Consider the following 17,110-nt stretch of genomic DNA (forward strand, 5'->3'; position numbering starts at 1 on the left):
TTGCTGTATTTTGAGTAAAGCTTTGAATTGTTCAACGCAAAAATTTTAATATACAGCAATACGGCCCGGCATAAATAATAATGCTAACTTTTCCAGACAGCAACGGCCATACATATCCAGCCGGCAATAAAACACAGACCACCAATGGGCGTAATGGCACCAAGCCATTTCATGTTTTCATTACCATTAGCCAGAAAAAAAGTGAGGAGATAAAGAGAGCCTGAAAAGAATATAGTGCCTGTTATAAAAAGCCTACCACTCCATAACAGCCACGTAGGATTGAAGTATTGAAATAAAATGGCCGTAACAAGCAATGCAAACACGTGATAGAACTGGTATTTTACAGCAGTTTCAAAAATAGCCAGCGTGTATTCATTCACTCTTTCTTTTAAATCATGTGCACCAAATGCTCCAAGTGCTACTGTAATGGCTCCTAAAATTGCCGCTGTAATTAAAAATGTTTTATGCATGTTGTTCCAGGATTTCTGCAAAGCTATGGGCAGAAATTTTATCAGCCTTCAAATGATGCTGGCATTGACTGTAAAATTTACTCCGTTCTGACAATTTGATGGAGAGAAAATGCAGGAGTTCTTCATCACTGAGGTCTTTGATCAATGGACGGTGTGCCTTTTCTTTTTTTAATCTTACTGCTAATACTTCTACAGGTTCATCGATCCAGATAGTGATACCATGTTTATTCATCCATTCCATATTATCATGAAAACAAGGTGTACCGCCGCCGGTGGCTATAACAATATTTTTAAAAGAAGCCAGTTGATGTAATGCTTCTTTTTCTTTATTGCGGAAATAAATTTCGCCCTGTGTTTCAAATATTTCTTTGATGGTCATCAAAGCTTCTTTTTCAATTTGAGCATCAAGATCCATCCAGTCAATATTTCTTGAAGCAGCGATACGTTGTGCCCAGTAGGACTTTCCGGTGCCCATCATACCGATGAGGAAGATGCGTGATAACATAAGCACTTAAGGAATTACCATTTATTTAAAATTTTTGCTGCATAATACCCGGCTGCAATAATAAGAATTATGTGAGCAGCATTAAGAAGAATAGTTGCCCAAAAAAAATCTTTTTCAAACCAGTTCCTCGCAAATTTTGGGTTAACAAATACGGGAAGTAAAGTTGTATAAATACCTAGCCAGAAAATCCATCCTAAAATAACAATGATACCAGAATCATTTCTATCAGCAACATTTATCATTAAAAGAAAACAAACAAAAGCGCTTAATACACTAACTCCTAAAATGATAATAAGGTTTTTGTCGAAACGCATAATTTATTTAAATGCATTCAATCCCGTTACATCCATACCTGTAATAAGTAAATGTATATCATGTGTACCTTCATAGGTAAGTACACTTTCAAGATTCATCATGTGGCGCATAATGCTGTATTCGCCGGTAATGCCCATGCCGCCAAGCATGGTGCGTGCATCACGTGCAATATTGGTGGCAATCTCACAACTATTGCGCTTGGCCATACTTACCTGCTGTGGTGTGGCCCGGCCTTCACTCATTAATATACCCAAACGCCAAACCAGTAATTGTGCTTTGGTGATTTCTGTGATCATTTCTGCCAGCTTCTTTTGCTGCAATTGAAAACCACCAATTGGCCTGTCGAACTGTATACGCTCTTTGCTATAACGCAATGCAGTATCATAACAATCCATGGCTGCACCTAAGGCTCCCCAGGCAATACCATAACGTGCTTTCGTTAAACAACCTAACGGGCCTTTCAGACCTTTTACATTTGGTAATATATTTTCTTTGGGCACTTTTACATCGTGAAAAACAAGTTCTCCTGTGGCGCTTGCACGCAGGCTCCATTTTCCGTGTGTAGTTGGCGTGCTAAAACCTTCCATGCCACGTTCTACAATTACACCACGAATATCACCTGCTTCATCTTTTGCCCATACAACTGCAACCTGCGCATAAGGCGCATTGCTGATCCACATTTTTGCACCATTCAATATTACATGATCACCTGCATCTTTTATATTCGTAAGCATACCTGCAGGGTTACTGCCATGATCAGGTTCTGTTAATCCGAAACATCCCAGCCATTCACCGCTTGCAAGTTTTGGTAAATATTTCATTCGCTGGTCTTCATTGCCGTAAGCATAGATCGGAAACATTACTAACGATCCCTGTACACTTGCAGTTGAGCGAACGCCACTATCCCCGCGTTCTAACTCCTGCATCATTAAGCCGTAGCTGATATAATCCAATCCACCACCACCATACTCTACAGGAATAGTTGGGCCAAAGCAACCAAGATCTCCCATTTGTTTTACAATTTGCACGGGAAATTCGGCACGCTGTGCATAATCTTCAATAATGGGCGAAATTTCTTTCTTCACATAATTGCGCACTGTTTCGCGTATGAGTTTATGTTCTTCGGTAAGTAACTCATCCAGCAGGTAATAATCCGGCGACTGGAATAGATCTGTTTTAACGGCCATGGCAAAAGTTTGATTTTATTTTTTGGTGACCAACTGTTGAAACAAATATGTAGCTTCTGTTGTGTCACTCCCTTGTACGTTCAGAACTTTGCGCAGCAAAGCCCCGCCTAACATTTGTTCGCAAATTTAGAAGTATGCATTTACCCGCCAATGACTTTGCTACATTTTATTTAAAGGATGTAAGAAATGGATATGCGTGTTCAATAGCATATCCGAACGATGAAGTGCTTGCGACGCAACGAAGATGCTATGAAACAGAGAAGCTGGCATCTGATTAAAAAATATTTTACTTAAATGTATAAGCAATACCTACGGTTGGGTAATGCACAAATAATTCGTAACGAAAATCTGCTTTTATAAAAAGTCTTTGTGTTATGTAGCCTTCTATGCCTAATGCAGCGGTAAATGCCGGGCCAAATTTTGAATCATTTATTTTCTTCCCGTAAAATGTAAGTTCTCCATCGGTGGTAAGATAGTCTAATGTAACACCTGCATCCAAATAAGGCCTGATGATACCTTTTGTGAAATAATATTGTATAGAAAGAGGTACGCTGAATATATTTTTATTTACAGTTTGCTCTTTTTTGTAGCCCAAAACATCTACAAGTTCTGTGTTTTGATGCGTCATATAATTTAAACCAAAGGTTAGTGCCAGGTTTTTATCAACAGCAGGAACTGTTATTTTACCGATTATCCTTCCTGTATATTCATGCCCCGAGCCAAAATACATACCACCGGCGTAAGCATAAATATTCAACTTTGATTTTTCCTTTTTATAAACAATTTGGCTGGCAGTGGATGGAGAAACGCACTTATTGAGTTTTTGAATATATTGTATAAGATCAGCCTCTGTATAGTTAAGTGTTTCAATTAATGGCTTTAGCGTATTGCATGATTGCGAAAAAAATAACAACTCATTTTGAAAGTTTCCTTTTTGATTTATATAGCCATTTGAACTTCTGTCATCATCATATAAAAGATGACAACTGTCTTCCGGGGTTTTAATGATAAAATACATCACATCCTTTTTCCAGAAAGTGTAAAGGCTGTAATAGCCCAAACTTAACAACTTTGCAAATTGCTCTTTTTGTGTAAGTTCAAAAGGATCTGTATAAACAACTTTACGGAATGTGTTTTCGCCGTCATAACCAAAACTTTTTATTTCTGCCGTTGTAAAAGTTGCTGGATTGGATGTGTTACTTGGTGAAAATGAAATCCTGCCACTGATTTTTTTTGTTTCTATTGACTCAAGAAAACCTCTTACAGTATCACCATTGTTTTTTACGATAAATCCCGGTTTAAAACCTGATTGAGAAAATACAAAGACAGGAATAACTGCGAAGACAATAAAAAATTTTAGTTTCATAAGCAAAGAGTTTATGGCTGCGGCTAAATTATAGAACAATATGATATTGTAAGATAACTCAGTCTTTGTTAAGCTATAATTAATGCAAATTCTTCTGAATGAGATTATAGGTTAACTTTATTTCACAGAACTGCAATATGACCAAACACATCTTTTCGTTTTTAGCGCTTGGAGATTCTTATACAATCGGTGAAGCATTACCATTATATGAAAGCTTTCCTTATCAAACCGTTCAATTATTGCGAAAAGCAAACCTGCATTTTCATGCACCGGAAATAGTGGCAAAAACGGGCTGGACAACTGCTGAACTTGCAGAACATATATTGCATACAAAGCTTAATGAACATTACGATTTTGTAACCCTGCTGATCGGTGTAAATAATCAATACCGCGAATTAAGCATTGATGATTATGCAACTGATTTTGAATTTTTGTTGAGAAAGGCTATCCATTTTGCCGCTGAAAAAAAAGAAAATGTTATTGTACTTTCTATTCCGGACTGGAGTGTTACTCCTTTTGCCAAAAAAAGTGACAATAAAAAGGTAGCCGCTGAAATTGATGCATATAATAAAATCAATAAAGCCATTGCGGAGCGCAACAAAATAAAATATGTAGATATAACACCCAATTCCAGAACCGCAAAAAATGATGCTGCATTAATTACCACCGATGGACTGCATCCTTCTGGTAAGGCCTATGCAGAATGGGCAATAATGCTGGCAGCGGTTATTCAAAAAATGGTAAAAGTCTGAGTCAACAAAATATTCATTACGCTTCCTGAAAAGATTTTACACTTACTTTACAGCTCATAAAAATTACTTGTGCAAACAACTTTGATATTTATTTTTTACCTCGTTTTTTTTACATGGATACTTTGCAATACAGGGTTTATAAAAAGGACCGGGTTAAATAAGTGGTGGATCATTGGTTTGTTTGCGTTAAAAGTTTTTGCAGGTATTGTATATGGCTGGTTTTACCAGCAGCCTGCCTATTTTGCTACCAGCGATACATGGCATTTCTTTGAGCTTAGCAAGGGCGAAACAGACTGGTTGTTACACGACCCATTGGCTTTTTTTAAAGACATATTTATGTATGGCTATGAGCGCAGCGGTAATTTATTTGTGGGTGAGAATTCTTACTGGAATGATCTTAAAAGCAATGTCATCATTAAACTGCTGGCGATCTGTAATGTGCTTACCCTGAAAAATTATTATGCCAATATAGTGTTGTTCAATTTTCTTTTCTTTTTTGGCCCCGTTGCCTTATATCGTGTTGTGAAAAATCTTTTCGAGTCAAACCGTTTGCTTCTTATTGCCGGCGTTTTTTTGATACCTTCTTTTATATTCTGGTGCAGTGGCATTCATAAAGACGGCCTTATTTTTAGTAGTGCTGCTGTTATTGTTTTTCATTTTCAACAACAACTTACTGAAAAGAAAATATTGTGGCCACGTGTTGCAGTAATGCTACTGCTATTTGTTGTATTATTTGCCTTACGCAATTTTATGGCCTTACTTTTAGCAGGAAGCCTTTTTGCATGGCTAATGTGTTTTCTTTATTCGCAGCAAAAAAAAATTATTATTGCTTCAATTGTAGTTGTATCGCTGGCAACATTTTTTCTTTCAGGTAAAATAAGTGCAGCGGTTGATATGCCGCAATATGTAATTGAAAAGCAGTCGGAGTTTAAGCAGCTTTCCGGTGCATCAAGCATTGACGTACCTGTGCTGGAAAATAATTTATGGAGCTTTGTAACTTTTCTTCCCACTGCAATTGATATAGCCTTGTTCAGGCCGCATGTTACTGAAATAAAAAATATTAGTTACGTGCCTGCGGCAGCCGAAATAATATTATTCTGGATTGTTGTGGCAGCTTCTCTGGTTATTCGTACTAAAACAAAATATTCAGATAGACAATCGGCCTTTATAATTTTCTGTATATTTTTCTCCTTTTCTTTTTTATTGCTTGCAGGGTACACCATTACTTTTTCAGGTGCTATAGTGCGCTATAAGGCAATTGTATTGCCGTTTCTTTTTGTACCTGTAATACAAAAACTATCAGCTTTAATGGCAAGGTTTGTAAAATGATTATTGTTGACAGGTGTGGTTGTAAGATAGCTCCGTAATGAACAGAACGCAGAAGAGTGCGACGCAACGGAAACATCATTTCAGTAATGCAGTCCGGCTAAAAAAAATACTAGCGGATAATATCAAAAGACCCGAAATCTTCCAGGTGCAGCGGGGTTACTATTACATCTGTTACTGCTGCTCTTTTAGAACCCTTGCGGCACCAGGCAATAAATGCGTCGATTGCTTCCTGCGAACCTTTTGCCATAATTTCTACATTGCCATCGGGTTGATTTTTTATCCAGCCTTTTACACCCAGTTTGTCTGCATTTTCTTTTGCTTCTGCCCTAAAGAAAACACCCTGGACTTTTCCTTTGACGATCAAATTTACAGTTGTCATAATTTGCTTTTTATGCGGGCTAAGGTAATAAGAGAAAATATGCCTCTCAATACTATGATGAATAAAATATTAATCCGAAATTTAAGTACTAAAGTTGGCAAATGAAAACGATCAGGGCAAAACACAAAGCAGCATATGAACCTATTTCGGATCTCATTACTTTTCGTGCCATGCCCACACGAATGATGCCGATGAATGAACTTGATCCTTTTCTTTTTTTAAATCATCATGGCTGGCAGGAATATCCGCCCAATAATAGCGGGTTACCATTCGGCCCACATCCGCACAGAGGTTTTGAAACTGTAACATTTATTCTGGAAGGCGATCTTATGCATAAAGACAGTAGTGGTACAATTAGTATTATAAAAACTGGTGGGGTACAGTGGATGACGGCTGGCAGTGGTTTGGTGCACGCAGAAATCTCTTCTGATGAGTTTAAAAAAAAGGGTGGCCCGCTTGAAATTCTTCAGCTATGGGTAAACCTGCCGGCAAAGCATAAAATGACCAAACCTGCTTATAAAGGTTTGCAGAAAGAAGAGATACCTCGTAAAACATGGGATGAAGGAAAAGTTATTGCACAAATAATTGCAGGTGATTGGGATGGTATAAGAGGGCCTGTACAACCATTAACAGATATTCATATTGCAAATTTTTCCTTTAAAGCAGGTGGCAGGGTTACTTTCTCAATAGAGAAAGACAAAACTGTATTTCTCTACGTTGTAAAAGGGAAAACCCGCATCAATGGGGAGGATGCGGACATGCACCACCTTATAGAATTTAGCCATGAAGGTTCTTCTATAGAGATAAAAGCTGTTACAGATGCGTTGTTGCTTTTTGGTTATGCCACTCCTTTTCACGAACCGTTTGCTGCATATGGCCCCTTTGTAATGAATACGCAGGAAGAGATAATGCAGGCATATGAAGATTATCATGCAGGCAAGTTTGGCACGCTTCAATAAAATCTGAACATAAACCAAATATGTAAAAAAGTGTAGAGTTTGGGCTACACTTTTTTTATTAATTGAAAAAATGGCTTATAGTATACAGACCATTATATGATTATCATCATACAATAGAATGGCATGATTTTATTAACTTTCCATAATACAAAAGGAAATATAACCATGGAAAAAGAAGCGGACTTTTTTGTTGAGTCAAAACATAAGATAGAAGATTATGTTCGCGATAGGGTATTACTTCTAAAGCTTGAGATGGTTGAAAAAACATCCAAGCTTGTTGCTGTAATGTTTATCGGTCTGCTTATAACTGTACTAAGTTTTTTTATTCTTTTGTTCCTTAGTTTTATGGCGGGCTATTATTTTGCAGCCCTTACAGAAAGTCTCTATCTGGGTTTTGGCATTGTATGTGGATTCTACGTATTGCTGCTTCTTTTTATAATTTTTGCAGGCAAAAAAATCCTGCATACTTATATTACGAATACTGTTATAGAAACAATTTTTGACCAAACTGCTGACAATGATGATACAGAAGACGATAGAGAAACAGCGTAAGAAAGATCTTTCGCATATAGATAATCTTGCAGACCTGCACCGGGAAATAAGGCTGGTAAAGGCCCGCATTAAGAACCATGAACAGTTATTAGCAGAGCATTGGAAAAAATTGCCTGCCGAAACATTTAAACTTGTTGTAAGGCGGGTGGTTCCTTTTTACCTGAATAATAAAGTGCTCGATAAATCATGGGGAGTTTTAAGCAGTGCTTTTAGTATTCTAAGCGGTGATAAATCAAACACGGCAAAGAGTGTAATGGGTGCTGCAAAAAAACTGGGCCTTTTTACGGCTATAAGAGCCGGATATAATTTGTTTAGAAAAAAGAAATGATTTTGCACTAAACAGCAGAAACATCTATTAAGCTTTCGTTGCGTCGCACACTTGTACAAAAACAATACTATTCAGCAGTTGTGCAGTAAACAAATAAGGTTGCAAACATTTAAAAAATAACTTCGGCATTATGACGAAAAAAGAAAAGATAATCGCAGGAATTATTATAGGTGCTGCAGCCGGTGTAGCTGCGGCCATTTTTTTTGAAACAGAAAAAGGGAAGGAAATTTTGGCAGATATTAAAAAGCTTACATCAGAAACGATTGATGATGCATTGGAAAGGCTTGTAAAAATTGAAGCGAAGTTCAAAGAAAAACTCATCATTGATGATGCAGATGAGGATATAACGCTATCGTAGTATTAACACCATTTAAGTGACAGGAAAAAAAATCTTTCGCAAATCTTTAAAAATAGTTGCATGGATCGTGGGCAGCATTATTGCCTTGCTATTACTTATACTTATACTTATACAGATACCCGCTGTACAGAATTTTGCAAAAGATAAAATTGTTGCTTACCTAGAAAATAAGATCCATACAAAAGTTTCAATTGAAAGACTTTCTATTGTTTTTCCTAAGCAGATCGTACTTGAGCACGTATATTTCGAAGATCAGCAAAGAGATACGTTACTCGCAGGCGGAAAGATACAGTTAGATATTGCCATGCTAAAACTCCTGAGCAATAAAGTGCAGGTAGATTATCTGGGCTTGCAGGACATGTATATAAATGTAAAGCGGGTAAAGCCTGGTTATGTTTTTAATTACGATTATATTATTAAAGCTTTTGCGCCTTCAGATACAACTTCGTCTTCTTCAGAAAGCAGTTCTATGACCTTTCAGTTAGGTGAGGTTGTTTTAAAAAATATCCGTTTAAAGTATAAAGATGACGTTACTGGTAACGATGGTATATTTCGTTTGGGAAAACTTGAAACAAATATTAAAGCTTTTGATCCCGGTAATTCTCATTATGCAATTCCAGACATTAATATTGAAGATATTAGTTCTTCACTCAGGCAATATAAACCATTAATTGAGCCAAAGCCCCAGGCGGTTGTAGAAGCAAAAAGCAATGAGCCCATTAATATAGATCTACAGTTAAATAATATTGGTCTTAAACAAATACGATTCGATTACATAAATGATGTTTCAGCAGTAAAAAGTAGTTTGAACCTCGGGCAGCTTGAAATAGTTGTAAATAAAATTGACCTTTCAAAATTATATATTGATCTAAAAAAAATTCAATTAAGCAATACTGCTGTTAATATTGAATTAGGCAAGTCACAACAGGCCATAGTTGCAAAACAGGAAATAAAAAAAGAGGCAGCAGCACAGGCAAACAATCCATGGAAAATTGAAGTAGCCGGTATTGCTCTTGACAACAACCAGCTTAATTATAACGATAATAATTTTAAAAGAATCCCTCAGGGCATAGATTACAATCATATTGCGATAACAGGATTTTCACTTGCTGTAAAGGATCTTGCTATTACTCCTGCAGAATACAAAGGCATGTTGGCAAAACTCAATTTTAAAGAGCAAAGTGGCCTGGAGGTTAAGGAATTACATACTAATTTTTTATACAACGATAAAGAAGCAATGCTTAAAAGCCTGGTATTAAAAACAGGAAACTCTGTCATCAATACTAATCTCCAGGCAAAATACCCGTCTATTGATGCTGTTATAAAGAACCCTGCATTGCTCTATGTTGATGCTGCTTTATCAAACACTTCAGTTGCTGTAAAGGATATTTTGTTAATCAAACCTTCTCTGCAGGAACAATTAAAAGGCAATGAAGCAAGTGTTATTAAAATAAACGGACAAGCCAAAGGTTATGTAAATAATATTGCTATACCTTCCTTTAGTTTAAGTGGTCTGGGACAAACAAGCATACAACTTGCAGGAAAAATTAAAGGGTTGCCAAATGCTGAAACTGCCTACTATGATATGCAGTTCAGCAAATTCAATACAACCAAAAAAGATATACTCGCAGTACTTCCTGATAACACCCTCCCGGATAATATTCAATTACCAGATGCAATCAATACTTCCGGTTTTTTCAAGGGCACCATTAATAATTTCAGTAGTCATTTAAAGGCAAATACTAATAAAGGTAATGCTGATCTTGTAGCAGATGTAGCGGGCAAGGGCAAAACGTATAACATAAAAGCAACCTTGAAAGAAGTAGATATTGGATATATTTTTAAGCAGCCGGAAAACTTTGGCACGGTAACTATGCAGGTCAGCGCGAAAGGAAACGGAGTTGATTATAAGACAATGAATACAGTTCTTAATGCAAATGTCAATTCCGCAACTGTAAACGGGTATACGTATAAAGATCTTAAGCTTGATGCTACACTAAATAACGGAGAGGCTATTGTTAAGTCTGTTATTAACGATCCTAATATCCGCTACACGCTTGATGCAACTGCTAACATAAAAAGCACCTATCCTTCGCTAAAAATGCAATTACAGCTGGATACACTAAACCTTTATGCACTACATTTCATGGATAGCTTATTTACACTGCACACAAATATTAATGCTGATATGGCTTCCACTAACGCTGATTCTTTGATAGGGAATATCTTTATTACCAATACTAGCCTGTTAAATATTGATGGAACTCACACAACAGATTCAATAAAAATTGTTGCAGAAAGAAATGAGAATATCCAATCAATAGTACTTAATTCAGAAGCGGCAAACATTGACTGGAAAGGAAAATACAAATTAACAGAAACAGGCGGATTGCTAATGCAAAGCATTAAACACTATTACAATATTGCAAATACAGTAACGGATACAATTTTTTCTTCACAGCAATGGGTAATGAATATACTTATTAACCCTTCTGCACCATTGGTTCTACAATTTGTTCCTGGATTAAAAGGTTCTGATACATTGGGGGCACATATTGTTTTTAACAGTGAAGCAAATGATCTTAATATTAAAATAGGCTCCCCGCATATCAGGTATGGAGAACAAAGTATAGATAATCTGGTGCTAACAACTACTACAACATCTCAGCAATTGAATTATGCAATAAAAGCAGACCGGTTGGGAAGTAAGTCATTCCGGTTGTATAATACTTCCGTGGATGGCAAACTTGCTAATAATGAATTATTCGCAAACATATTGTTGAAAGACAGATCAGGTAAGGATCGCTATCATTTATCTGCTAAGGCTGATCAGCCGGGCAATCATGCTTACCGGTTGTCATTAAACGCAGACAGCCTTTTATTGAATTATGAAAAATGGCAGGTTAGCAATGACAACTATATTCAGTATGATACATCCGGAATTATAGCGAACAATTTTGCGTTTAGCCACAATGAACAATCATTGATGATTAACAGTGAAACCAAATCAACTACAGCACCAATCGATGTAATATTCAAAGATTTTTACTTAAAGACACTCACAAATTTTGCTGACCAGGATTCTCTTTTTTTAGATGGTGTAGTCAATGGCAAAGCAATGATAAAGAATGTAATAACAGCGCCTGTTTTTACTTCTGATATAACAATTAAAGACATGAGTTATAAAACCGATACCATCGGTAATGTATCTATAAAAGTGGATAATGAAACAGCCAATGCTTTCTCCACTAATATGAAGATCGAAGGCCACGGAAATGATGTGCAGTTATCCGGCCAATATTTTACAGGAGAAAGCAGGATGGATCTCAAACTCAATATCAATAATATCGATCTCTCCACTGTAAAGAATTTTACCGCAGGGCAATTGAAAGAGGCATCCGGAAGTCTTAAAGGAAATATTGCAATTGCCGGCACAATCAAAAGGCCAGACATCAACGGCAGCTTACATTTCAGCGATGCAAGCGTAACGCCAACCATGTTGGGTGAACAGTTTAAGCTTACGAATGAAGAAATAAAAGTAAATAATGAAGGTATTATATTTAACAACTTTACCATGGCAGATTCTGCAGGCAACAAAGCAATATTAAATGGTAAAGTAATAACAACAGATTTTACTGATTATGCCTTCGATCTTAATTTTAAAGCTGATGATTTTACTGCTATCAATTCTACAAAAGCAGATAATCCGCTTTTCTATGGAAAACTCAATATTGATGCGGATGTAAAGATCGGTGGTAATATGGAGGTGCCAACTGTTAAGGCAGCAATAAGAGCAAACAGGAATACTGATTTTGTTTTGGTTTTGCCATCAGATGATCCTGAAGTGGTCAGTCGCGAAGGAGTAGTGAATTTTATAAATACAAAAGCTATTGAAGATACAACAACTCTTGAGGCAGTGCTGGATTCTGCTATTCAATACAAGTCGCTGGCAGGAGCAGATATAGATGTAACTTTTGAGACAGACACGGCGGCTGCATTTACACTTATTATTGATGAAAGAAATGGGGATGCATTAAAAGTAAAAGGCGATGCAGAACTCACCGGTGGTATTGATCAAAGTGGCAAACTTACCATGACCGGCAATTATGAATTGCAGCAGGGCTCTTACCAGGTTACGCTAAGTGTGCTCAAAAAGAAATTTGATATACAAAAAGGCAGTGTGATCACCTGGAAAGGCGATCCTACAGAAGCAGATGTAAACATCACTGCTTTGTATGAAATAAAAACAGCACCTATAGATCTTCTGGAAGATCAGCTAACAGGCAAGTCTGAAACCGATGTTAATAAGTTCAAACAAAAAATACCTGTGCAGGTATTTCTTAAAATGAGTGGCGACCTGCTGAAGCCGGCAATAACTTTTGATATTGCGCTTCCCTCTTCTATCTCTTCGCAATGGAAAGATGTGGAAGATAAATTAACGCAGTTGCGCACAAATGAATCGGAAATGAACAAACAAGTCTTTTCATTACTCCTGCTGGGCCGTTTTACACAGGAAGATCCTTTTGTTTCTGCCGCCGGTGGCAGTAATGAAGCGCTTGTTCGCCAAAGTGTAAGCAGAATATTGACCGATCAGTTAAACAAGCTTGCGAGTAGTCTTGTAAAAGGTGTAGACATAAATGTTGGGCTTAATTCTGATGAAGATTATTCAACAGGCACGGCACAAAGCAGAACCGACCTTAGTGTAGCTGTTTCAAAATCTTTACTTAACGACAGACTTCGTGTAACGGTAGGCAGCGATTTTCAGGTAGAGGGCACGGCTGCCACAAATCAGAACACATCAAACATTGCCGGCGATGTGCAACTCGATTACCAGCTTACAAGAGATGGCCGTTATCGTTTGCGTGCTTACCGCGTAAATAAATATGAAGGCGTAGTAGAAGGCCAGGTTGTAGAAACAGGCTTAACATTTGTATTCACTTTAGATTACGATCAGTTCAGGGAAATATTCAACAAAAGCAGGAAAAATAAAAAAAGGAATGATAAATAAACCAGTCTTTTTTTAAATGTAGCGTATAGAAAAGAACGCACAAGTGAGTGACACAAGTAAAGCATAATGGCAGCAATGCAGCTGGTAAAATAATTATGAACCCGGCATGGGTAAAAAATATTAAGCTTCCGTTGCGTCGCACACTTGTACGCTTTTAGTTCATTCAGCATTTAATGCAGCCGGTTTATAAAATAAGATTTTTTATTACAAGCAGTAATGATGCGTTTACAAAATATATCAGGCATATTTTTTTTATTATCACTCTGTGCATGCAGCGTTACAAAACAGTTGCCGCAGAATGATGCTTTATACGCAGGGTCTAAAGTAGAAATTAAACGTTCGTCAGACAGCGTTAAGTTGAATAAAAAGCTGCTTACAGAAGAACTGGAAGACTTGATAAGGCCAAAACCTAACGCAAGTTTTCTCGGTATAAAATTCAAGCTGATGATCTTTAATATGATTGATACGCCAAAAAAAGATCATGGTCTGATGCACTGGCTTAAATATAAAGTGGGAGAGCCACCGGTACTGGCAAGCAGCGTAAACCTTGAGAAGAACAGGCTCATTATGCAAAACAGGATCGAGAACCGCGGCTACTTTAAAACAGAGGTTACTGTTGATACTGTTATAAAAAATAAGAAGATGAACGTTACGTACGCAGCAAATTTACTGCAGCGTTATATTATACGTAATGTGTATTACCCAACAGATTCAGGGCAGATTTATACGATCATACGGCGTATAACTAAAGCCTCGCCACTTAAGCCCGGCAGACCTTATAATCTTTCGGCTATTATGTATGAACGGGACAGAATTGATGCACGGTTAAAAGAAAATGGCTTTTATTATTTTAATCCCGATGATATCATTGTAGATGTTGATTCATCACTGGGACAGCATAAGATAGATATGTATGTGCGTATAAAGAAGCAAACACCATTTAATCATCTTGTAAACTACAGGATAAATGATGTTGTAGTGTATGCAGATTATCACATAAATGCAGACACTGCTGCACGTGCATTAGATAAAACCAAAAAATTCCAGGGGTACACAATTATTGATCCGGAACAAAAATTCAATCCAAAAATATTTCCTCAAACACTGGTATTTAAACCAAAGTCAATTTATAAAAGATCAGACCACTCACGGGCATTGAACAGGCTGGTTAGTCTGGGTGTATATAAGTTTGTAAAAGTGCGTTTTGAGGAAGTGGATACCTCAAACAGACCATTGCTTAATGCTTTCTATTATCTTACCCCGATGCCAAAAAAATCACTCAGTCTTGAAGTGTCGGGGCTTACCAAATCAAACAATGCCACTGGTACTAATGTTTCCCTCAACTGGAAGAACAGGAATGCTTTTAAAGGCGCAGAGCTTTTTACAGCAACTGTATTTGGTGGTTTTGAAAAGCAGGTGTCTGCCCAGCAGCGGGTAAATACTATAAGAGGTGGTGTAGATCTTAATCTTGTAATACCAAGGGTTATTGGTCCTGTTCCTATAAAGAACAACAGTGCATTTGTGCCACAGACAGTGGTCAATCTTGGGTATGAATTATTTTCAAGAGATACACAATACACATTAAGTTCAGCAAAAGCAAGCCTGGGTTATCGCTGGAAACGAAGTGTTAGTACTGAACATGAATGGAAATTCCTTTCAGTTAATTATGTCAGGCCCACCAACATTAAACCTGATTTTCAGTTGGGGCTTGATACAAATATTACACTTGCCCGGAGTATTGAAAAGCAGTTCATCATTGGGATGACATATAATTACAATTACAATTCACAGGCTGTACCCAATAAGAAAAAAAATAATTATTACTTTAATGGCAATGCAGATGTTTCTGGTAATGTATTAGGTATTATTACAGGTGCAAATGCTGAAAGCGGCAATCAAAAAAATATTTTAGGTACACCATTTTCTCAGTACATAAGAGGCGAAGCAGATTTCAGGCACTACATGCGCATCGGGAAAAATAATGTACTGGCAAGCCGCTTTTTTGCAGGCGCAGGCTATGCATGGGGCAATAGTTTGACTATGCCTTTTGTAAAAGAATTTTTTGCGGGTGGCGTAAATAGTATTCGTGCATTTCGTGCAAGAGGCTTAGGGCCTGGTTCTTATTATGCGGGCAATCCAAAAGATGTATATGTAGCGGACCAGCCCGGAGATATACGACTTGAAATGAACACGGAACTTCGTGCAAAACTCGTTTCATTTTTATACGGAGCAGTGTTTGTGGATGCAGGTAATGTTTGGTTGTTTAAAGAAGACCCATCGCGGCCAGGCGGTAAATTCACCGGCAATTTTCTTTCGCAGGTGGCTGTTGGTACCGGCATTGGCTTACGTGTAGATGTAAGTTTTTTTGTATTGCGTGCAGATCTTGCCTTTCCAATACGCAAGCCTTATATAACAACGGGTTCCAAATGGGTATTTGATCAGATCAATTTTGGAGATAATGAGTGGCGCAGAAATAACCTGATTCTTAATATTGCTATCGGTTATCCTTTCTGATAATTTATTTTTTTCCGGGCTGCATTGCTGCTGTCATCTCCTGTTGCGTCGCACTCTTATACTTTATAGCGTTATGCAAAAAACTATTCATGCTCATTCGTGTAATTCCAATAATTCGTGTTTAAGGTGTTCCATTATAAAAATTTGCAGCCACGCCTTTGACATCAAGGTCAATAGAAAATAAATTGCCGCTTAGCGGATATTCTTTTAACCGGGCTTCATTTAACCCATCTTTTGCAGTAGTAATGTATAGTGTTTTAAGATCTTTGCCACCGAATGAACAGGAGGTTGTATTGGGTGCTGGCACATGTATTTTCAACAACATTTTTCCTGTTAAAGGATCAAACTTTCCCACACCACTACCGCCCCAAAGCGCCACCCATAATTTATCTTCACTATCGATCGTCATGCCATCCGGATAACCATCGCCTTCCGGCACTTTAACCACCACTCTTCTGTTACTTATATTGCCTGTGGCATCATCATAATCAAAAGCATCTACATTACCTGTAGGCGTATCTATATAATACATTGTTTTTTTATCTGCAGTCCATACAATACCATTTGAGCAGGTAACATTTGTAACCATTGTATGCAGTGATTTATCCGCATCAAAACGGTATAGCGATGCTGCACCCTGTACAAAACTCAGGTGCATGGAACCAACCCAGAATCTTCCTTCAGGATCACATTTGCCATCATTGAATCTTACGTTTTCCTGCAATGGGTTATTTAAAAAAGTAAGCTTGCCGGTTTTGGTATCAATAAAGTGAATACCATTTTGCAAAGCCACCAATGCACCACCTGTTTTTACAGGAACTACTGTACCTACTCTTGCCGGCAGATCAAAATGCATATCCTTATTGGTTGCCGGATCATAGATATGCAACTCTTTTCTTTCTATATCTATCCAGTATAATTTCTTTTCTGTAGGATGCCAGAAAGAACCCTCGCCTAACTGAGATTGGGCAGCAAGAAGTACAGTGGCCTGCATATCGTTGGTAGTTGTGTGTACGCCAAATAAGAATGTAAATACTATAAACAGTATTGATAATTTCATAAGGCAATTTTTGAAGGATTAAATGTAA

The 17,110-nt window shown here is 37.4% G+C and carries 16 protein-coding genes; 9 read left to right on the forward strand and 7 right to left on the reverse strand.

What is annotated here, in order from left to right:
- Positions 1-83: 83 nt before the first annotated feature.
- The 4 genes from FRZ67_RS16130 to FRZ67_RS16145 are packed head-to-tail and all read right to left on the reverse strand — an operon-like array spanning position 84 to position 2,477.
- Entirely contained in the window at positions 84-470 is a 387-nt protein-coding gene (locus FRZ67_RS16130) for a DUF423 domain-containing protein (protein WP_147191102.1), read from the reverse strand.
- The gene (locus FRZ67_RS16135; RefSeq protein WP_147191104.1) at positions 463-975 is read right to left on the reverse strand and encodes a shikimate kinase; all 513 of its coding nucleotides are present in this window, start codon (positions 973-975) and stop codon (positions 463-465) included. The genes FRZ67_RS16130 and FRZ67_RS16135 overlap by 8 nt, the downstream gene beginning before the upstream one ends.
- A 14-nt stretch (positions 976-989) precedes the next feature.
- Positions 990-1,289, reverse strand: coding sequence for a hypothetical protein (locus FRZ67_RS16140; protein ID WP_147191106.1), 300 nt, complete (start codon positions 1,287-1,289; stop codon positions 990-992).
- A 3-nt stretch (positions 1,290-1,292) separates the two neighbouring features.
- Entirely contained in the window at positions 1,293-2,477 is a 1,185-nt protein-coding gene (locus FRZ67_RS16145; RefSeq protein WP_147191108.1) for an acyl-CoA dehydrogenase family protein, read from the reverse strand.
- Between the two features lie 134 nt (positions 2,478-2,611).
- On the opposite strand from FRZ67_RS16145, the gene FRZ67_RS23440 reads away from it, so the two are divergent.
- Complete coding sequence (locus tag FRZ67_RS23440; RefSeq protein ID WP_158638386.1) at positions 2,612-2,755, forward strand: hypothetical protein; 144 nt, start codon at positions 2,612-2,614, stop codon at positions 2,753-2,755.
- A gap of 8 nt (positions 2,756-2,763) precedes the next feature.
- Here FRZ67_RS23440 and FRZ67_RS16150 read toward each other — a convergent pair whose 3' ends face one another.
- Entirely contained in the window at positions 2,764-3,843 is a 1,080-nt protein-coding gene (locus FRZ67_RS16150) for an outer membrane beta-barrel protein (RefSeq protein ID WP_147191110.1), read from the reverse strand.
- A 137-nt stretch (positions 3,844-3,980) separates the two neighbouring features.
- Between FRZ67_RS16150 and FRZ67_RS16155 the strand changes: the two genes are divergently transcribed.
- Both FRZ67_RS16155 and FRZ67_RS16160 read left to right on the forward strand, forming a co-directional pair.
- Positions 3,981-4,595, forward strand: a complete 615-nt coding sequence (locus FRZ67_RS16155) for an SGNH/GDSL hydrolase family protein (protein ID WP_147191112.1) — start codon at positions 3,981-3,983, stop codon at positions 4,593-4,595.
- A 69-nt stretch (positions 4,596-4,664) separates the two neighbouring features.
- Entirely contained in the window at positions 4,665-5,924 is a 1,260-nt protein-coding gene (locus FRZ67_RS16160; protein ID WP_147191114.1) for a hypothetical protein, read from the forward strand.
- Positions 5,925-6,033: 109 nt separating this feature from the next.
- Here the strand turns inward: FRZ67_RS16160 and FRZ67_RS16165 are convergent, their stop codons facing one another.
- A complete protein-coding gene (locus FRZ67_RS16165) occupies positions 6,034-6,303 on the reverse strand; it encodes an acylphosphatase (RefSeq protein ID WP_147191115.1) in 270 nt (89 codons plus the stop codon).
- Positions 6,304-6,404: 101 nt separating this feature from the next.
- Here FRZ67_RS16165 and FRZ67_RS16170 point away from each other — a divergent pair, with 101 nt between their 5' ends.
- The 6 genes from FRZ67_RS16170 to tamL all read left to right on the forward strand — a co-directional run bounded on the left by FRZ67_RS16170 (position 6,405) and on the right by tamL (position 16,022).
- The gene (locus FRZ67_RS16170) at positions 6,405-7,262 is read left to right on the forward strand and encodes a pirin family protein (RefSeq protein ID WP_147191118.1); all 858 of its coding nucleotides are present in this window, start codon (positions 6,405-6,407) and stop codon (positions 7,260-7,262) included.
- Between the two features lie 123 nt (positions 7,263-7,385).
- On the forward strand, positions 7,386-7,814 hold the full coding sequence (locus FRZ67_RS16175; protein ID WP_147191120.1) for a phage holin family protein: 429 nt from the start codon (positions 7,386-7,388) through the stop codon (positions 7,812-7,814).
- Positions 7,780-8,142: a hypothetical protein gene (locus FRZ67_RS16180; RefSeq protein WP_147191122.1), complete on the forward strand. Its 363-nt coding sequence runs from the start codon at positions 7,780-7,782 to the stop codon at positions 8,140-8,142. Before FRZ67_RS16175 ends, FRZ67_RS16180 begins: the two co-directional genes overlap by 35 nt.
- A 130-nt stretch (positions 8,143-8,272) precedes the next feature.
- Positions 8,273-8,500 carry a YtxH domain-containing protein gene (locus tag FRZ67_RS16185; RefSeq protein ID WP_147191124.1) on the forward strand — a complete coding sequence of 76 codons (228 nt, stop codon included), beginning with the start codon at positions 8,273-8,275 and terminating at the stop codon, positions 8,498-8,500.
- 16 nt (positions 8,501-8,516) lie between these two features.
- Positions 8,517-13,508 carry a translocation/assembly module TamB domain-containing protein gene (locus FRZ67_RS16190; protein ID WP_147191126.1) on the forward strand — a complete coding sequence of 1,664 codons (4,992 nt, stop codon included), beginning with the start codon at positions 8,517-8,519 and terminating at the stop codon, positions 13,506-13,508.
- A 216-nt stretch (positions 13,509-13,724) separates the two neighbouring features.
- On the forward strand, positions 13,725-16,022 hold the full coding sequence (gene tamL, locus FRZ67_RS16195; RefSeq protein WP_147191128.1) for a translocation and assembly module lipoprotein TamL: 2,298 nt from the start codon (positions 13,725-13,727) through the stop codon (positions 16,020-16,022).
- 121 nt (positions 16,023-16,143) lie between these two features.
- On the opposite strand, the gene FRZ67_RS16200 is transcribed toward tamL, so the two are convergent.
- Positions 16,144-17,082 carry an SMP-30/gluconolactonase/LRE family protein gene (locus FRZ67_RS16200; RefSeq protein WP_147191130.1) on the reverse strand — a complete coding sequence of 313 codons (939 nt, stop codon included), beginning with the start codon at positions 17,080-17,082 and terminating at the stop codon, positions 16,144-16,146.
- Positions 17,083-17,110 lie beyond the last annotated feature (28 nt).

The organism is Panacibacter ginsenosidivorans, from assembly GCF_007971225.1.
Taxonomy (GTDB): Bacteria; Bacteroidota; Bacteroidia; order Chitinophagales; family Chitinophagaceae; genus Panacibacter; species Panacibacter ginsenosidivorans.

What these genes read in the sequence shown, in the direction of transcription:
- FRZ67_RS16130 (WP_147191102.1), bottom strand. Translation starts at nt 470, where the DNA reads ATGCATAAAACATTTTTAATTACAGCGGCAATTTTAGGAGCCATTACA.
- FRZ67_RS16135 (WP_147191104.1), bottom strand. Translation starts at nt 975, where the DNA reads ATGTTATCACGCATCTTCCTCATCGGTATGATGGGCACCGGAAAGTCC.
- FRZ67_RS16140 (WP_147191106.1), bottom strand. Translation starts at nt 1,289, where the DNA reads ATGCGTTTCGACAAAAACCTTATTATCATTTTAGGAGTTAGTGTATTA.
- FRZ67_RS16145 (WP_147191108.1), bottom strand. Translation starts at nt 2,477, where the DNA reads ATGGCCGTTAAAACAGATCTATTCCAGTCGCCGGATTATTACCTGCTG.
- FRZ67_RS23440 (WP_158638386.1), top strand. Translation starts at nt 2,612, where the DNA reads ATGCATTTACCCGCCAATGACTTTGCTACATTTTATTTAAAGGATGTA.
- FRZ67_RS16150 (WP_147191110.1), bottom strand. Translation starts at nt 3,843, where the DNA reads ATGAAACTAAAATTTTTTATTGTCTTCGCAGTTATTCCTGTCTTTGTA.
- FRZ67_RS16155 (WP_147191112.1), top strand. Translation starts at nt 3,981, where the DNA reads ATGACCAAACACATCTTTTCGTTTTTAGCGCTTGGAGATTCTTATACA.
- FRZ67_RS16165 (WP_147191115.1), bottom strand. Translation starts at nt 6,303, where the DNA reads ATGACAACTGTAAATTTGATCGTCAAAGGAAAAGTCCAGGGTGTTTTC.
- FRZ67_RS16170 (WP_147191118.1), top strand. Translation starts at nt 6,405, where the DNA reads ATGAAAACGATCAGGGCAAAACACAAAGCAGCATATGAACCTATTTCG.
- FRZ67_RS16175 (WP_147191120.1), top strand. Translation starts at nt 7,386, where the DNA reads ATGATTTTATTAACTTTCCATAATACAAAAGGAAATATAACCATGGAA.
- FRZ67_RS16180 (WP_147191122.1), top strand. Translation starts at nt 7,780, where the DNA reads ATGATGATACAGAAGACGATAGAGAAACAGCGTAAGAAAGATCTTTCG.
- FRZ67_RS16185 (WP_147191124.1), top strand. Translation starts at nt 8,273, where the DNA reads ATGACGAAAAAAGAAAAGATAATCGCAGGAATTATTATAGGTGCTGCA.
- tamL (WP_147191128.1), top strand. Translation starts at nt 13,725, where the DNA reads ATGATGCGTTTACAAAATATATCAGGCATATTTTTTTTATTATCACTC.
- FRZ67_RS16200 (WP_147191130.1), bottom strand. Translation starts at nt 17,082, where the DNA reads ATGAAATTATCAATACTGTTTATAGTATTTACATTCTTATTTGGCGTA.